15 protein-coding genes are annotated in these 16,568 nt (G+C 72.0%); 14 read left to right on the top strand and 1 reads right to left on the bottom strand.

What is annotated here, in order from left to right:
• The first annotated feature begins 4 nt into the window (after window positions 1–4).
• From ruvX to aroB, 5 genes are all read left to right on the top strand, one after another.
• Window positions 5–448, top strand: coding sequence for a Holliday junction resolvase RuvX (ruvX, locus tag DEI99_RS09695; protein ID WP_181434315.1), 444 nt, complete (start codon window positions 5–7; stop codon window positions 446–448).
• 91 nt (window positions 449–539) lie between these two features.
• Window positions 540–2,048 carry an endolytic transglycosylase MltG gene (gene mltG, locus DEI99_RS09690; protein WP_111040536.1) on the top strand — a complete coding sequence of 503 codons (1,509 nt, stop codon included), beginning with the start codon at window positions 540–542 and terminating at the stop codon, window positions 2,046–2,048.
• Window positions 2,049–2,160: 112 nt separating this feature from the next.
• A complete protein-coding gene (aroC, locus tag DEI99_RS09685) occupies window positions 2,161–3,381 on the top strand; it encodes a chorismate synthase (RefSeq protein WP_111040535.1) in 1,221 nt (406 codons plus the stop codon).
• Window positions 3,382–3,452: 71 nt separating this feature from the next.
• Window positions 3,453–3,989, top strand: a complete 537-nt coding sequence (locus DEI99_RS09680) for a shikimate kinase (protein ID WP_258369169.1) — start codon at window positions 3,453–3,455, stop codon at window positions 3,987–3,989.
• On the top strand, window positions 3,986–5,083 hold the full coding sequence (gene aroB / locus DEI99_RS09675) for a 3-dehydroquinate synthase (protein ID WP_181434310.1): 1,098 nt from the start codon (window positions 3,986–3,988) through the stop codon (window positions 5,081–5,083). Before DEI99_RS09680 ends, aroB begins: the two co-directional genes overlap by 4 nt.
• A gap of 24 nt (window positions 5,084–5,107) precedes the next feature.
• On the opposite strand, the gene DEI99_RS09670 is transcribed toward aroB, so the two are convergent.
• The gene (locus tag DEI99_RS09670) at window positions 5,108–5,287 is read right to left on the bottom strand and encodes a hypothetical protein (RefSeq protein WP_111040534.1); all 180 of its coding nucleotides are present in this window, start codon (window positions 5,285–5,287) and stop codon (window positions 5,108–5,110) included.
• 471 nt (window positions 5,288–5,758) lie between these two features.
• Here DEI99_RS09670 and DEI99_RS09665 point away from each other — a divergent pair, with 471 nt between their 5' ends.
• The 9 genes from DEI99_RS09665 (at window position 5,759) to carB (ending at window position 16,567) form a co-directional block, all read left to right on the top strand.
• On the top strand, window positions 5,759–7,450 hold the full coding sequence (locus tag DEI99_RS09665) for an ABC1 kinase family protein (protein ID WP_146247045.1): 1,692 nt from the start codon (window positions 5,759–5,761) through the stop codon (window positions 7,448–7,450).
• Between the two features lie 97 nt (window positions 7,451–7,547).
• Entirely contained in the window at window positions 7,548–8,111 is a 564-nt protein-coding gene (gene efp / locus DEI99_RS09660; protein ID WP_071255797.1) for an elongation factor P, read from the top strand.
• An 11-nt stretch (window positions 8,112–8,122) separates the two neighbouring features.
• Window positions 8,123–8,575, top strand: a complete 453-nt coding sequence (nusB, locus tag DEI99_RS09655) for a transcription antitermination factor NusB (RefSeq protein WP_071255795.1) — start codon at window positions 8,123–8,125, stop codon at window positions 8,573–8,575.
• 24 nt (window positions 8,576–8,599) lie between these two features.
• Window positions 8,600–9,187 (top strand): bifunctional pyr operon transcriptional regulator/uracil phosphoribosyltransferase PyrR, encoded by a 588-nt coding sequence (pyrR, locus tag DEI99_RS09650; protein ID WP_071255790.1) that lies wholly within the window; start codon window positions 8,600–8,602, stop codon window positions 9,185–9,187.
• Window positions 9,187–10,164: an aspartate carbamoyltransferase catalytic subunit gene (locus tag DEI99_RS09645; RefSeq protein WP_111040532.1), complete on the top strand. Its 978-nt coding sequence runs from the start codon at window positions 9,187–9,189 to the stop codon at window positions 10,162–10,164. Before pyrR ends, DEI99_RS09645 begins: the two co-directional genes overlap by 1 nt.
• Window positions 10,161–11,519 (top strand): dihydroorotase, encoded by a 1,359-nt coding sequence (locus DEI99_RS09640; RefSeq protein ID WP_111040531.1) that lies wholly within the window; start codon window positions 10,161–10,163, stop codon window positions 11,517–11,519. The genes DEI99_RS09645 and DEI99_RS09640 overlap by 4 nt, the downstream gene beginning before the upstream one ends.
• 13 nt (window positions 11,520–11,532) lie before the next feature.
• A complete protein-coding gene (locus tag DEI99_RS09635) occupies window positions 11,533–12,078 on the top strand; it encodes a PH-like domain-containing protein (protein ID WP_111040530.1) in 546 nt (181 codons plus the stop codon).
• Window positions 12,075–13,274: a glutamine-hydrolyzing carbamoyl-phosphate synthase small subunit gene (carA, locus tag DEI99_RS09630; protein ID WP_111040529.1), complete on the top strand. Its 1,200-nt coding sequence runs from the start codon at window positions 12,075–12,077 to the stop codon at window positions 13,272–13,274. Before DEI99_RS09635 ends, carA begins: the two co-directional genes overlap by 4 nt.
• Entirely contained in the window at window positions 13,274–16,567 is a 3,294-nt protein-coding gene (carB, locus tag DEI99_RS09625) for a carbamoyl-phosphate synthase large subunit (protein WP_111040528.1), read from the top strand. The genes carA and carB overlap by 1 nt, the downstream gene beginning before the upstream one ends.
• Window position 16,568 lies beyond the last annotated feature (1 nt).

Here is a 16,568-nt window from a genome sequence, read left to right as displayed (position 1 = left end):
GACGATCCGGTCCGGGCGTCGTCTCGGCGTGGACGTCGGGCGCGCCCGGATCGGCGTCGCCGTGTGCGACCGCGACGGCCTGCTGGCGACGCCGGTCGAGACCGTGCGCCGCGACGACGACACGGACCTCGGTCGCATCCTCGCCATCGCCGACGAGTACGACGTGCTCGAGGTGGTCGTCGGGCTGCCGCTGTCGATGTCCGGTGGCGACACCCCGTCGACCGCGGACGCCCGCGACTTCGCGGCGCGGATCGCCGCCCACCGACCGGTCCGGCTCGTCGACGAACGCCTGTCGACGGTGACCGCGCAGCGGGGGCTGCACCAGGCCGGCAGGAACACGAAGAAGTCCCGAGCCGTGATCGACCAAGCGGCCGCTGTTATCATTCTGCAACACGCGCTCGACCACGAGCGCCGTGCCGGTGCCCCTCCGGGCGCCAGGCTTCCCTGACAGGGCTGTCCGTACCGTCACCCGGCTGTCCTGCCGTCACCCGTCGACGGCGGTACCCAGGTGGAGTTCCCGACCGAGAGACCGAGGACCGTTGACAGACGATCTGGACTGGAACGCGATCATCGCGCCCGGCGACGACCCCGATCGGCGGAGGACCCCCTCCGACCGTCCGCTGTCCCGACGCGAGGCCCGCGCCCTCGAGGCAGAACGTGCTCGCCGGTCCTCCGCCGAGGACACCGACCCGCGTGAGGCCACGGTCCGCGGGGACGAGGGCGACACCGTCGACGGCCCGCGGAGCGACGACCGGCCGGTGTCCCCGGCCGATGCGCCGGTCGCATCGCGGCCGGAGGAGCTCCACCCGGAGGTGCAGGCGCTCCTGACCGGCGAGGTCCCCTCGGCTGCGTCGGTCGCCGCGTCCGGTGGCGGCGCGAGCGACGGCGGCGACCACGCCGGGGGCGGTGGACGCGGTGGCGCCGGTGGTGACGGTCGTGGCGGACGTGGTCGGGCCTCCCGGCCGCCGCGCGAACCGCGACCGGGACGGCGACGTGGACCGCTCATCGCGGGCATCGTCATCGTCGCCATCGTGCTCGCCGGCGGGGTGAGCGCGTACGCGTTCGCCGCGCCGAAGGTGCAGCAGCTCGTCTCGGCGTTCAGCGGCTCGAAGGAGCCCGACGACTACACCGGGTCCGGCAAGGACAAGGTGACCATCACCATCAAGCAGGGCGACATCGGCGAGAACGTCGCCGCGACGCTGCAGCGCAGCGGCGTCGTGAAGGACTCGAAGGTCTTCTACAAGCTGCTGCTCGCGTCCCCGGACGTCCAGTTCCAACCCGGGTCGTACGCGATGAAGAAGCAGATGAGCTCCAAGTCGGCGCTGGCCGCGCTGCAGGACGACTCCAACCGCGTGCAGGCCTCGATCGTCATCCCCGAGGGCACGGCACTGGCCGACATCGAGGCCGGCATGGTGTCGAAGGCCGGGCTGACGAAGACCGAGGTCGCCGCGGCCGCGAAGGACGTCTCGGCCTACGGGCTGCCGTCCGGCGTCACCACGCTCGAAGGTTGGCTGTTCCCCGCCACGTACCCGATCAACCCGGGCTGGTCCGCGCAGCAGTACTTCCAGGCGATGGTCGACACGATGCAGGAGCACCTTGCCGCCGCCGGTGTGCGGAAGGCCGACCAGGAGCGGACGATCGTGTTCGCGTCGCTCGTGCAGAAGGAAGCCGGCCTCGCTGCCGACTACCCGAAGGTCGCCCGGGTGTTCCAGAACCGGCTCGACATCGACATGCCGCTGCAGTCCGACGCCACGGTCGCATACGGCACGGGCAACACGCACCGCGTGACGACGACGGACGACGAGCGCGGCGACGCGTCGAACCCGTACAACACGTACGAGCACAGCGGGCTGCCGCCGGCACCGATCTCGAACCCCGGTGACGTGGCGATCAAGGCGGTCACGAACATGGCGCAGGGCAAGTGGCTGTACTTCGTCACGGTGGACCTGGAGACCGGCGAGACGGTGTTCTCGGACACCTACGACCAGCACCTCGTGGCCGTCGACCAGTTCCAGGCCTGGCTCCGCGCCCACCCCGACTACCAGTGACGCACGAGACCCCGCAGCACGGTGCTGCGGGGTCTCGCCGCCCGGTGCTCCGGGGTCTCGCCACGCTGTACTGCGGGGTCTCGCCGTGCGGGGCTGTGGGAGGATGGTGTCCATGCTTCGTTGGTTGACCGCAGGTGAGTCCCACGGACCCGAACTGATCGCGATGCTCGAGGGCCTGCCCGCGGGTGTCCCGGTGTCGTTCGCGTCCATCCGCGCCGATCTCGCACGACGCAAGCTCGGCTACGGCCGCGGCTCGCGCATGAAGTTCGAGCAGGACGAACTGCACGTCTCCGGCGGCGTCCGCCACGGGTACTCGATCGGCAGCCCGATCGCGATCCGCATCGGCAACACCGAGTGGCCGAAGTGGGTCGAGGTCATGAACCCCGAGCCGGTCGAGTCGACGGGGATGTCCCGCGGCCGCAGCGCACCCCTGACCCGTCCGCGGCCCGGGCACGCCGACCTGGTGGGCATGCAGAAGTACGGTTTCGACGAGGCCCGCCCGATCCTCGAGCGCGCGAGCGCCCGCGAGACCGCGGCGCGGGTCGCGCTCGGCGCGGTCGCGAAGGCGTTCCTGGCCGAGCTCGGCATGCGGTCCGTCGCGCACACGCTGCAGGTCGGGACCGTCCGCGTGCCGGACGGCACCGAGCTGCCGCTCCCCGACGACGTCGACCGCCTCGACGACGACCAGCTGCGGTGCTTCGACGCCGAGACCTCCGCCCGCATGGTGACCGAGGTCGAGGCCGCGAAGAAGGACGGCGACACCCTCGGCGGTGTCGTCGAGGTCCTGTTCTACGGCGTCCCACCGGGGCTCGGCTCGCACGTGCAGTGGGACCGCCGGCTCGACGCGCGCCTCGCCGCCGCGATCATGGGCATCCAGGCGATCAAGGGCGTCGAGGTCGGCGACGGCTTCGCGACCGCCGGCCGCCGCGGATCGGCCGCGCACGACGAGCTGTACCGCGAGGACGGCGAGATCCACCGCACGACCGACCGCGCCGGCGGCACCGAGGGCGGCATGTCCACGGGGACCGTGCTGCGCGTCCGGGCGGGCATGAAGCCGATCGCGACGGTGCCGCACGCGCTGCACACCATCGACGTCGCCTCCGGAGAGGAAGCCTCCGCGCACCACCAGCGGTCCGACGTCTGCGCGGTCCCGGCCGCCGGCGTCGTCGCCGAGGCCATGGTCGCGCTCGTGCTCGCCGACGCCGTGCTCGAGAAGTTCGGCGGCGACAACGTCGTCGAGACGAAGCGCAACCTCGACGCGTACCTCGCCTCGATCCCGGAGACGCTGCGCACCCGTCGGACGGAGCCGGCGGCACCGGCCGACGCCCAGTGACCACGGACGGCGCCGCGCCCGGCACGGGTGCCACTGCCGGCGGCGGTGCACCCGTCGTCGTCATCGGTCCGATGGGCGCCGGCAAGTCCAGCGTCGGCAAGCGCGTCGCGAAGGCGCTCGGCGTGCCGTTCACCGACACCGACCGCGTGATCGTCCGCGAGCACGGTCCGATCCCGGGCATCTTCGCCGAGCAGGGCGAGCCGGCGTTCCGCGCCCTCGAGGCCGAGGCCGTCCGGGTCGCGCTCCGCACCGGCGGCGTCATCGCCGTCGGCGGGGGAGCCGTCACCCACGCGGACACCCGCTCCGCACTCGTCGGCGCGCGCATCGTCCTGCTCACCGTCTCGCCCGAGGCCGTCGCCGACCGCATCGCCGGCTCCGACCGACCGCTCCTGGCGTCCGGCGGGATCGACGCCTGGCAGACGATCATGGACGACCGCGCCGCGACCTACGCCGAGCTCGCGCACGTGGTCGTCGACACGTCGCGGCGTCCGATGTCCCGCGTCGTCGACGAGGTCGTCGCCTGGCTGCGCGGCGACGGACACCGGGACGACCGCGGCGGCACCGCCTCCGGCGTGAGCGCCGACCCCACCACCGAAGGAGCACCGTGACCGACCCGATCCTGCCCGCAGGGACCACCGAGATCCGCGTCGGCGGTGCGGACGGCTACACCGTGGCCGTCGGTTCCGGCCTGCTCGGTGCGCTGCCCGCGATCCTGGGACCCCGGGTCGCGAAGGTCCTCATCGTCCACGCACCGACGCTCGGCGCCCGGGCGAACGAGCTGCGGGAGCTCCTGGTCGGCGCCGGGCTCGAAGCACTCATCGCCGAGGTGCCGGACGCCGAGGGCGCCAAGCGCGTCGAGGTCGCCGCCTTCTGCTGGCAGATCATGGGCCAGTCCGACTTCACCCGCACCGACGCCGTCATCGGGCTCGGCGGCGGCGCGGTCACCGACCTCGCGGGGTTCGTCGCCGCCACCTGGCTGCGCGGCGTGCCGTACGTGGGGGTCCCGACGAGCGTGCTCGGCATGGTCGACGCGAGCGTCGGCGGCAAGACCGGGATCAACACCAACGAGGGCAAGAACCTCGTCGGGGCGTTCTCGGCACCGCGCGCCGTGGTCGTCGACCTGGACCTCGTCCGGACGCTGCCCCGCAACGAGATCCTGACGGGCTTCGCCGAGATCGTGAAGGCCGGGTTCATCGCGGTCCCGGAGATCCTGGACATCGTCGAGGCCGACGTCGCCCGGGTGACGGACCCGACGACGCCGGAGTTCCGGCGCGTCGTCGAGCTCGCCATCGCCCTGAAGGCCGAGGTCGTGACCGACGACTTCACCGAGCAGGGGCGCCGCGAGGTCCTGAACTACGGCCACACCCTCGGGCACGCGATCGAGCACGCCGAGCGCTACCAGTGGCGCCACGGTGCGGCGGTGTCGGTCGGCATGGTCTTCGCTGCGGAACTCGCCCGCCTGACCGGGCACCTGGACGACGCGACCGTCGACCGCCACCGGACGATCCTCGAGTCGCTCGAACTGCCGACGACCTACGGCCTCGGCCGGTGGGAGGGGCTGCTCGCGACGATGCGTCGGGACAAGAAGGCCCGCGCCGGCATGCTGCGCTTCATCATCCTGGACGGCGTCGGGAAGCCCACGACCCTCGAGGGCCCCGAGGACCACCTGCTCTTCACCGCCTACCAGGAGGTCGGGGTCTAGCCGGTCGGGGTCCAGCCGGTCGGCTCAGCGCAGGACGCGGCGGGTGCGGCGCCACCACCACTTCACGCGCATCGAGAGGGTCACCACGCCGGTGCGCTGTGCTTCCCGCCATTCGTCGAGGGTGGCGCCGTTGTCCCACGCGAAGAGGACCTCGTCGTCGTCGTCGAGGTCGGGAGCATCGGGGAGTGGTCGCAGGATCGACATCACCGTGGTCCTTCCTGTTGCGTCTGGTCGTCGGAGTCCGGCCGGTCGGGCATCGCTCGTCTCCAGAGTGCTCGCCCGGCGAGCCGACGGTCCCGCTCCGACCACCACGCTACGGACTCCAGCTCGCGGAGCACAGCTGTCGAGATGTCGTATGTTCTCCGGTCGTGGTGCGGCGAGACTGCCCACGTGAAGCGACGCCACGCGTGGTCACGATCGGCCGTCCGACGGTTCTGGAACGCCCCGAATCAACTGACGATCGCAGCGACGATCGCCGCTCCGGCGGCGATGCACGCCGCGACCAGTGCTGTCTCCATGCGCCGAGTCTGACCCGGCCGACGCGACCCGGGGGCGCGCGGTGCCCGACCTGTGGAGAGCCGGCCCGTGCCTCCGGTCTGTGGAGGACGGAGCGACCGGCGTCACCCGCACCGCGCGGGAAGCTCCGCCCCAGCCCCGGGGAGCAGAGTGGCAGGCGTGCCCACCCCACCCCGTCTGAGCGACCTCTCCGCACCACGCGACACCGACGCCGGCACGCTGCGCGCCCGCGGCCGTCGCTTCACCGAACTGCTCGCGATCGCCCGGCGGCACCACCTGCTGCCCTTCCGGCGTCTCGACTTCTCGCACGACCCCGCGACGTCCGCGCTGCGCGCGGGCCAGGCAGAGCACCTGCGCCGGGCGCTCGAGGAGGCCGGCGGCGGGTTCGTGAAGATGGGGCAGCTGCTGTCGACCCGCGACGACCTGCTGCCGGAGGAGTGGACCGAGGGCCTCGCGCACCTGCAGCGCAACGTCACGGCGGCCCCCGTCGACGAGGTGCGCGCGCTGCTCGAGCGGGAACTGGGCGCCCCGGTCGACCAGGTCTTCGCGGCCTTCGACCCGGTGCCGGTCGCCGCCGCGTCGATCGCCCAGGTGCACCGGGCCCGGTTGCAGGACGGCACCGCGGTCGCGGTGAAGGTCCAGCGACCCGGCATCGACGCCGCGGTGCGTCGGGACGTCGACATCGCCCTGCGGGTGGTCCGGTTCATGGCCCGGTGGTCGTCCGAGGCGCGGCAGGTCGGCGTGCAGGAGGTCGCGCAGCAGTACGCCGACGACCTCGTCCGGCAGGTCGACTTCGTCTCGGAGCTGCGGAACCTCACCGCGCTCCGCGCCGCCCAGGCCCGCAGCGCCCGCCCCGACGAGGTCCGGTTCCCGGACCCGTACCCCGACCTGTCCGGCCGACGCGTGCTCGTCATGGAGTTCCTGGAGGGCGACACGCTCAGCGCGATCCGCGCCGAGCGCGCGGACCGCGACCTCGACGCGCCGATGCGCGCGATCCTCCGCGCCTTCCTGCGGCAGGTCGTCTTCGACGGCGTGTACCACGCCGACCTGCACCCGGGGAACGTCCTGGTGCTGCCCGACGGGCGGCCCGCGTTGATCGACTTCGGCTCGGTCGGGAGGCTCGACCCCGGTCTCCGGGACACGGTGCAGGACCTGTTGGTCGCCTACCTGCAGGACGACACCACGCGGATCGCCGACGCGGTCCTGCGGATGGCGCCGGTGCGCGACGCGCACGACGAGCCCGACTTCCGACGCGACATCGCGCGCTTCGTCGCCGACGAGCTCGGCCCCGGCGCGCGGATCGGCGTCGAGACGGTCGACGACGCGGTCGAGGTGTTCGGGCGCTACCGGCTGAAGGCCCCGGCGGACTTCGTCGCCGCGGCCCGCGCGCTGGCGATCTTCGAGGGGACGCTCCGCACGCTCGCACCGTCGTTCGACCTGCTCGAGGAGTCGCGGGGGCTCGCCCGCCAGCAGCTCACCGACCAGCTGCGTCCGGGGAAGCTGCGCGACCTGGCGGCGAAGGAGCTCATCGGCGTGGTGTCGGCGGCACGTCGGCTGCCGCGCCGCATCGACCGCATCGGCGAGGCGATCGAGACCGGGAAGTTCACCGTGAACATCCGGCTGTTCGCCGACAGCCGCGACCGCGAGACGGTGACCGGGCTGATCCGTCGCGTCCTGCTCGTGCTGCTCGGGGCGGGCGCGGGGATCCTGGCGATCGTCTACCTGGCGCTCCCGGCCCGCCCGACCGCAGCACTGTCGACCGGGGCGGCCGGTGCGTTGCTCGGGGGAGCGGCCGTCGTGCTGCTCGGCTGGGCGGCGGTCGACTCGTGGCGCGCCCGACGACGACGCTGACGACGCCACGGGCGGCGGGCGGGCGTCCGGTACACTCGTCCGGGGCCCAGCGCCCGAAGACCTTCCACAACACGACCGAACGGGACACCGAAGACTCATGGCCAGTACCACTGACATCAAGAACGGCGCCGTTCTCATCATCGACGGCCAGCTGTGGTCGGTCGTGGAGTTCCAGCACGTCAAGCCCGGCAAGGGCGGCGCGTTCGTCCGCACGAAGCTCAAGAACGTCGTCTCCGGCAAGGTCGTCGACCGCACGTTCAACGCCGGCGCGAAGATCGACACCGCGACCGTGGACCGCCGCGACTACCAGTTCCTCTACGAGGACGGCGACTCCTACGTGTTCATGGACACCGACACCTACGACCAGATCCCGGTCTCGGCGACGGTCGTCGGCGATGCGAAGAACTACCTGCTCGAGTCCGCGATGGTCACCATCGCGATGAACGAGGGCAACCCGCTGTACGTCGAGCTCCCGACGTCGATCACGACCGAGGTCGAGACCGAGCCCGGCCTGCAGGGCGACCGCTCCTCCGGTGGCACGAAGGACGCGACCATCATCGCGACCGGCCACCGCATCCAGGTGCCGCTGTACCTGGAGTCCGGCACCACGGTGAAGATCGACACGCGCGACGGCAGCTTCCTCGGCCGCGTCAACTCCTAGGCGCCGACCGCATGAGTGCTCGTTCGAAGGCCCGCAAGCGCGCCCTCGACATGCTCTACGTGGCCGAGGTGCGTGAGCTGCCCATCGCGGACGTCCTCGCCACGGAGACCGTCCGCCACCTCGACCAGCCCGAGCGCGCCTCGAGCTGGGACTACGCACGCCAGATCGTGACGGGCGTCGACGAGGCGCGCCACGAGATCGACGCCGTCATCGTCGACCACGCCCAGGGCTGGTCGATCGCGCGCATGCCGGTGCTCGACCGCTGCATCCTGCGCATGGGCGTCTGGGAGCTCCGGTTCAACCCGGAGGTGCCCGACGCCGTCGCGATCGCCGAGGCGGTCGAGCTCGCGCAGTCGCTGTCGACGGACGACTCCGCCGGGTTCGTCAACGGCGTGCTCGGAGCCGTCTCCGGTGGTCGTGCACCGTCCGGTCGGACGGTCGCAGGGGACGCCGGGTCCCGCTAGGGTTGACCACGTCAGCATCCTTTAATGCCGTCCTGTGAGGCGGGGAAGGGGGTCGACGTGGGTACCAGAACGGTCCTGCAGCAACCCGACATCACGCGTGCCCTGACACGCATCGCACACGAGATCCTCGAGGCCAACCACGGTGCCTCGGACCTCGTGCTCCTCGGCATCCCGACCCGGGGTGCGGTCCTCGCCGACCGTCTGGCGTCGGTCCTGGCCGACATCGAGCCCGAGTGGGCGGCGGAGCGCGACCAGCGCCTCGGCACCCTCGACGTCACGATGCACCGGGACGACCTCGGCCACGGCATCGGCCGCGCGCCGCACCGGACCACCATCCCGACGAGCGGGATCGACGGCAAGGTCGTCGTGCTCGTCGACGACGTGCTCTACTCCGGCCGCACGGTGCGTGCCGCGCTCGACGCCCTGCAGGGCATCGGCCGGCCGCGCGCCGTCCGGCTCGCCGTGCTCGTCGACCGCGGACACCGCGAGCTGCCGATCCGCGCCGACCACGTCGGCAAGAACCTGCCGACCGCGTCCGACGAGCGCGTCACGCTCCGCCTGACCGAGACCGACGGCGCCGACGAGGTCGTCATCGAGCAGGGGGCGGCGTGATGCGACACCTGCTCTCCACCGCGGACCTGAGCCGCGACCAGGCCGTGCACATCCTCGACGTCGCCGAGGAGATGGCGGAGGTCAACCAGCGCGAGGTCCGGAAGCTCCCCGCGCTCCGCGGCAAGACCGTCGTCAACCTGTTCTTCGAGGACTCGACGCGCACCCGGATCTCCTTCGAGGCCGCCGCGAAGCGCCTCTCCGCCGACGTCATCAACTTCGCCGCGAAGGGGTCGAGCGTCTCGAAGGGCGAGTCGCTCAAGGACACCGTGCAGACCCTCGGCGCGATGGGCATCGACGGCATCGTCATGCGGCACGGCGCGTCCGGCGCCCCTCGGGTGCTCGCCGACGCCGACTGGATCGACGTGCCGGTGGTGAACGCCGGCGACGGCACCCACGAGCACCCGACGCAGGCGCTGCTCGACGCGTTCACGATGCGGCGACGCCTGCACGGGGACGCGAGCCGGGGCCAGGGGCTCGACGGGGTCCGCGTCGCGGTCGTCGGCGACGTCCTGCACAGCCGCGTGGCCAGGAGCAACGCCTGGCTCCTCCGCACGCTCGGCGCCGAGGTCACCTTCGTCGCCCCGCCGACGCTGCTGCCCGCGGTGGAGCGTCCGTTCGGTGCCGCCGTGCACCACGACCTCGACGCCGCCCTCGCCGAGGACCCGGACGTCGTGATGACCCTCCGGATCCAGCAGGAGCGCATGCACGACGCCTTCTTCCCGAACGAGCGCGAGTACACCCGGCACTTCGGCCTGACCGCCGCACGCGCCGCCCGGCTGTCCGAGCGCACGCTGATCATGCACCCCGGTCCGATGAACCGCGGGCTCGAGATCGCCGGCGTCGCCGCCGACGACCCCCGCTCGACCGTGGTCGAACAGGTCGCGAACGGCGTGAGCGTGCGGATGGCCGTGCTCTACCTCGCGCTCACCGGTTCCGACACCACGAACGCCGCACCCTCGAAGGAGACCACCGCATGACCGCCCACCTCATCCGCGGCGCGCAGCTGGTCGACGGCACGCGTGCCGACATCCGACTGCAGGGAGCACGCATCACCGCGGTCGGGTCCGGGCTCGACGCGTCCGGCGCCACCGTCGTGGACGCCGACGGACTCGTCGCCCTGCCCGGTCTCGTCGACCTGCACACGCACCTGCGCGAGCCCGGGCACGAGGAGTCCGAGACGGTCCTCACCGGCTCGCGCGCCGCGGCCGCCGGTGGCTTCACCGCCGTGAACGCGATGGCGAACTCGAACCCCGTGGCGGACACCGCCGGCGTGGTGGAGCAGGTGCAGGCCCTCGGGGACGACGCCGGCTACGTCACCGTCCGACCGATCGGTGCCGTCTCGCAGGGGCTGCAGGGCACGCACCTGTCCGAGATCGGGGCGATGGCGACGAGCCGGGCCAGGGTCCGGGTCTTCTCGGACGACGGCTCCTGCGTGGCCGACCCGCTGCTCATGCGCCGTGCGCTCGAGTACATCAAGGGCTTCGGCGGCGTCCTCGCGCAGCACGCGCAGGAACCGCGGCTGACCATCGGCGCGCAGATGAATGAGGGCCGTCTGTCGTCGGAGCTCGGCCTCGCCGGCTGGCCCGCCGTCGCGGAGGAGGCGATCATCGCCCGCGACGTCCTGCTCGCCGACCACGTCGGTGCCCGCCTGCACGTCTGCCACGTCTCCACCGCCGGCAGCGTCGAGGTGATCCGCTGGGCGAAGTCCCGCGGCATCGCCGTCACGGCCGAGGTCACGCCGCACCACCTCGTGCTCACCGAGGACCTCATCGCCGGGCACGACGGCGCCGCCGGGTACGACGCCCGCTACAAGGTGAACCCGCCGCTGCGGTCGCGCGAGGACGTCGACGCGCTCCGGGCCGCCCTGGCCGACGGCACCATCGACATCGTCGCGACCGACCACGCGCCGCACACCGCCGAGGCGAAGTGCTGCGAGTGGCCCGCCGCGGCGAACGGCATGGTCGGGCTCGAGTCAGCGCTCAGCGTCGTGCAGGCCGCCGTCGTCGACAGCGGGCAGCTCGACTGGGCCGACGTCGCCCGGGTGCTGTCCGAGGCACCGGCGCGGATCGGGCAGGTCGAGGGCCACGGGCAGCGGATCGCCGAGGGCGCGCCGGCCGAACTCGCGCTCTACGACCCGTCGGCGGTCCGCGACTTCTCGGTCGACGACCTCGCCGGCCAGTCGCAGAACTCCCCGTACCTGGGCATGCGGCTGCCCGGTCGCGTCGTCGCGACGTTCCACCACGGTGCGGCCACCGTGCTCGACGGCGCACTCGTCGACGCCGAGACGGTCGCCGCGCACGCCAGGGCCGTCCGGGTCGGGGCGAGCGCATGAGCGGGGTGTCCGCATGAGCGCCGACGCCCTGCGCTGGCTCGTCGGCGGGATCGTCCTCGTCCTCGTCGCCGCACTGTTCGTCGCCATGGCACGCACCTGGCGGACGCGGGCGAGGAAGCAGACGGAGGCCGTGCCTCCCGTCCCGGTGCCGACCGACGTCGGACCGGCGGCCGGGTCGTGGGACGGCTTCACCGTCGCGACGACCCGCGCCGACCAGCCGCTCGAGCGGATGACGGCCGGCGGACTCGGGTTCCGCGGCCGCGGCGGGGTCACCGTCCACGACACCGGTGTGGTGCTCCACCACGCCGGCACCCCGGACCGGTGGATCGCGGCGGCGGCGGTCCGCGGTGCGGACCGGGCGACGTGGGCGATCGACCGCGTGGTCGAGCCCGGGGGACTGGTCCGTCTGCGATGGACGGCGACCGGCGCCGCGGGCGCGTCGGACCTCGACACCTACTTCCGGTTCCCGCAGGGCGACGCAGCTGCGCTCGTCGCCCTGCAGGGACTGTCGACGAAGCACGAACCCCCGCAGACCGCGGGCGAAGGGACGAACTCATGACACGCGAACGGGCCGTACTGGTCCTCGAAGACGGCACCCGGTACGACGGCTGGGCCTACGGCGCCCGTGGGCGCACGCTCGGCGAGGTGGTCTTCGCGACCGGCATGACCGGCTACCAGGAGACGCTGACCGACCCCTCCTACGCCGGGCAGATCGTGGTGCAGACCGCACCGCACATCGGCAACACCGGGGTGAACGACGAGGACCCCGAGTCCCGTCGCATCTGGGTCGCCGGGTACGTGGTGCGCGACCCCAGCCGCGTGGTGTCGAACCACCGCGCGAACGCCACGCTCGACGACCACCTGGTGCGCGACGGCATCGTCGGCATCTCCGGCATCGACACCCGTGCCCTCACCCGGCGCATCCGCGACGCCGGCGCCATGAAGGGCGGCGTGTTCAGCGGTGCGGACGCGGCACTGCCGGCCGCCGAGCAGGAGCAGCTCGTGCGTGACCAGGCCGGCATGGCCGGGGCGAGCTTCTCGTCGGTCGTGTCGACCCCCGAGACCTACGTCGTCCCCGCCGTCGGCGAGCAGATCGGCACCCTGGCCGTGCTCGACCTCGGCGTGAAGGCCTCGACCATCCGGTACCTCGCCGCCCGCGGCTTCGAGGTGCACGTGGTGCCGCAGGACATCTCCGCCGAGTCGCTGGAGGCCCTGGCGCCGGACGCCCTGTTCTACTCGAACGGTCCCGGCGACCCCGCCGCGAGCGACGCGCAGGTGGAGCTGCTGCAGGAGTCGCTGCGGAGCGGCCGTCCGTTCTTCGGCATCTGCTTCGGCAACCAGCTGCTCGGCCGTGCCCTCGGCTTCGGCACGTACAAGCTGCCCTTCGGCCACCGCGGCATCAACCAGCCGGTGCTCGACACCACGACGGGCAAGGTCGAGATCACGAGCCAGAACCACGGCTTCGCGGTGGACGCGCCCCTCGGCGAGGTCCTCGAGTCGCCGGCCGGCTTCGGCCGGGTCGAGGTCTCGCACTACTCGCTCAACGACAACGTCGTCGAGGGCCTCCGCGCGCTCGACGTGCCGGCGTTCAGCGTGCAGTACCACCCCGAGGCCGCCGCCGGACCGCACGACAGCATGTACCTCTTCGACCGGTTCGCGGACATGGTGCGCGAGCGTCGCGACGGGCAGCCGCTCGACCCGGCCACCGCCACCGCGACCACCCCTGCAGCAGACGTCACGAAGGAAGCCAACTGATGCCGAAGCGCGCAGACATCAACTCCGTCCTGGTCATCGGTTCCGGCCCGATCGTCATCGGCCAGGCGGCCGAGTTCGACTACTCCGGCACCCAGGCCTGCCGTGTCCTCCGGGCCGAGGGCGTCCGGGTCATCCTGGTCAACCCGAACCCGGCGACGATCATGACCGACCCCGACTTCGCGGACGCGACGTACATCGAGCCGATCACGAACGCGTCGCTCGAGGAGATCATCCGCATCGAGAAGCCGGACGCCGTCCTGCCGACCCTCGGCGGGCAGACCGCCCTGAACGCGGCCATCGCGCTCGACGAGGCCGGCATCCTGACGAAGCACGGCGTCGAGCTCATCGGCGCCAAGGTCGAGGCGATCCAGCGCGGCGAGGACCGCCAGCTCTTCAAGGAGCTCGTGCTCGAGTCCGGCGCCGACGTCGCCCGCAGCCACATCGCGCACACGCTGGAAGAAGCGAAGGAGTTCGCGAAGGACCTCGGGTACCCGCTGGTCGTCCGCCCGTCCTTCACCATGGGCGGCCTCGGCTCGGGCTTCGCCTACAACGAGGAAGAACTCGTCCGCTTCGTCGGCGACGGGCTGCAGTCCAGCCCGACGACCGAGGTCCTGCTCGAGGAGTCGATCCTCGGCTGGAAGGAGTACGAGCTCGAGCTGATGCGCGACAACTACGACAACACCGTCGTCATCTGCTCCATCGAGAACGTCGACCCGGTCGGCGTGCACACCGGTGACTCGATCACGGTCGCCCCCGCGCTGACCCTGACCGACCGCGAGTACCAGAACATGCGGAACATCGGCATCGACATCATCCGTCGCGTCGGCGTCGACACCGGTGGCTGCAACATCCAGTTCGCCGTCGACCCGTCGAACGGCCGCGTCATCGTCATCGAGATGAACCCCCGCGTGTCCCGCTCGTCGGCCCTCGCGTCGAAGGCGACGGGCTTCCCGATCGCGAAGATCGCCGCGAAGCTCGCCATCGGCTACCGCCTGGACGAGATCGAGAACGACATCACCCGCGTCACCCCGGCGAGCTTCGAGCCGACGCTCGACTACGTGGTCGTGAAGACCCCGCGGTTCGCGTTCGAGAAGTTCCCGGCCGCCGACGCCACGCTGACCACGACGATGAAGAGCGTCGGCGAGGCGATGGCCATCGGCCGGAACTACGCCACCGCACTGCAGAAGTCGCTGCGCTCGCTCGAGAAGCGCGGGTCGAGCTTCCACTGGGACACCCCGGCGGCGGAGCTCGACAAGGACGCCCTGCTGACGAAGGCCCAGGTGCCGACCGACGGCCGCATCGTCACGGTGCAGCAGGCCCTGGTCGCGGGTGCCACCGCGGACGAGGTCTTCGAGGCCACGAAGATCGACCCCTGGTTCATCGACCAGATCGTGCTCATCAACGAGGTCGCCGACGAGGTCCGTGCCGCTGAGACCCTCGACGCGGACACCCTGCGCTGGGCGAAGGAGCACGGCTTCAGCGACGTCCAGATCGCGTCGCTGCGCAGCACCCCGGAGCACCCGGTGAGCGAGCAGCAGGTCCGCGGCGACCGGCACGCCCTCGGCATCCGCCCGGTCTTCAAGACCGTCGACACCTGCGCCGGCGAGTTCCCGGCCCTGACGCCGTACCACTACTCGTCGTACGACACCGAGACCGAGGTTGCCCCGAGCGACCGCAAGAAGGTCGTCATCCTCGGCTCCGGCCCGAACCGCATCGGGCAGGGCGTCGAGTTCGACTACTCGTGCGTGCACGCGTCGTTCGCGCTGAGCGCCGCCGGGTTCGAGACGATCATGATCAACTGCAACCCCGAGACCGTGTCGACCGACTACGACACCTCGGACCGCCTGTACTTCGAGCCGCTGACCGCCGAGGACGTCCTCGAGGTCATCGAGGCCGAGGCGGCGTCCGGCGAGCTCGTGGGCGTCGTCGTGCAGCTCGGCGGCCAGACCGCGCTGGGCCTGGCGAAGCCGCTCGAGGCCGCGGGCATCCCGATCCTCGGCACCAGCCCGAGCGCGATCGACTCGGCCGAGGAGCGCGGGCAGTTCTCCGCCATCCTCGACGCCGCCGGTCTGCTCGCCCCGCGGAACGGCACGGCCCACGACCTGGCGAGCGCGACCACGGTGGCCGAGGAGATCGGCTACCCCGTCCTCGTCCGCCCGTCGTTCGTGCTCGGCGGCCGCGGCATGGAGATCCTGTACGACTCCCCGTCGCTCGCGGACTACTTCGACCGGATGGCCGACCAGGCGATCATCGGCCCGGAGCTCCCGCTGCTGGTCGACCGGTTCCTCGACGACGCCGTGGAGATCGACGTCGACGCGCTCTTCGACGGCGAGCGGCTCTACATCGGCGGCATCATGGAGCACCTCGAAGAGGCCGGCATCCACTCCGGCGACTCGGCCTGCACCCTGCCCCCGGTCGGCCTCGGCCGTGCGGAGATCCAGGGCGTCGTCGACGCGACCGAGAAGATCGCCCGCGGCATCGGCGTGCAGGGCCTGCTCAACGTCCAGTTCGCCATCGGCGCCGGCGTGCTCTACGTTCTCGAGGCGAACCCGCGCGCCAGCCGCACGGTGCCCTTCGTCTCGAAGGCGCTCGGCATCCCGCTGGCGAAGGCCGCGTCCCGCATCATGACCGGCACCACGGTCGCCGAGCTCGTCGCCGAGGGCATGTTGCCCGAGCGCGACGGCGCCTTGGTGCCCGCGCAGTCCCCGGTCGCCGTGAAGGAGGCCGTGCTGCCCTTCCGTCGCTTCCGCACCCGCGAGGGCCAGGTCGTCGACTCGGTGCTCAGCCCCGAGATGCGCTCCACCGGCGAGGTCATGGGCATCGACCGCGACTTCCCGCGGGCGTTCCTCAAGTCGCAGGACGCCGCGTACGGCGGCCTGCCGACCAGCGGCACGGTCTTCGTGAGCGTCGCCGACACCGACAAGCGCGCGATCGTGCTGCCGGTGCACCGCCTGCAGCAGCTCGGCTTCACGATCATCGCGACCGAGGGCACGGCGGAGATCCTCCGCCGCAACGGCATCGAGGTCGGGATCGTCGGCAAGTACAGCCAGGGCGGCGAGAGCGTCGTCGACCTGCTCGCCACGGGCGAGGTCGACATCGTCATCAACACGCCGTCGGGTGCCGCCGGTCGTGCGGACGGGTACGAGATCCGTGCGGCCACCGTCGCGGCGGACAAGCCACTGTTCACGACGATCGCGCAGATCGGTGCGGCCGTCGCGGCGATCGAGACGATCGGCTCGCCGCTCAACGTCCGCAGCCTGCAGGACTACGCGCTCGAGCGCGCGACCTGGTGAG

It is taken from the genome of Curtobacterium sp. MCLR17_036 (genome assembly GCF_003234445.2).
Classification (GTDB): Bacteria; Actinomycetota; Actinomycetes; order Actinomycetales; family Microbacteriaceae; genus Curtobacterium.
This window is presented reverse-complemented; position numbering and strand designations above follow the sequence as displayed.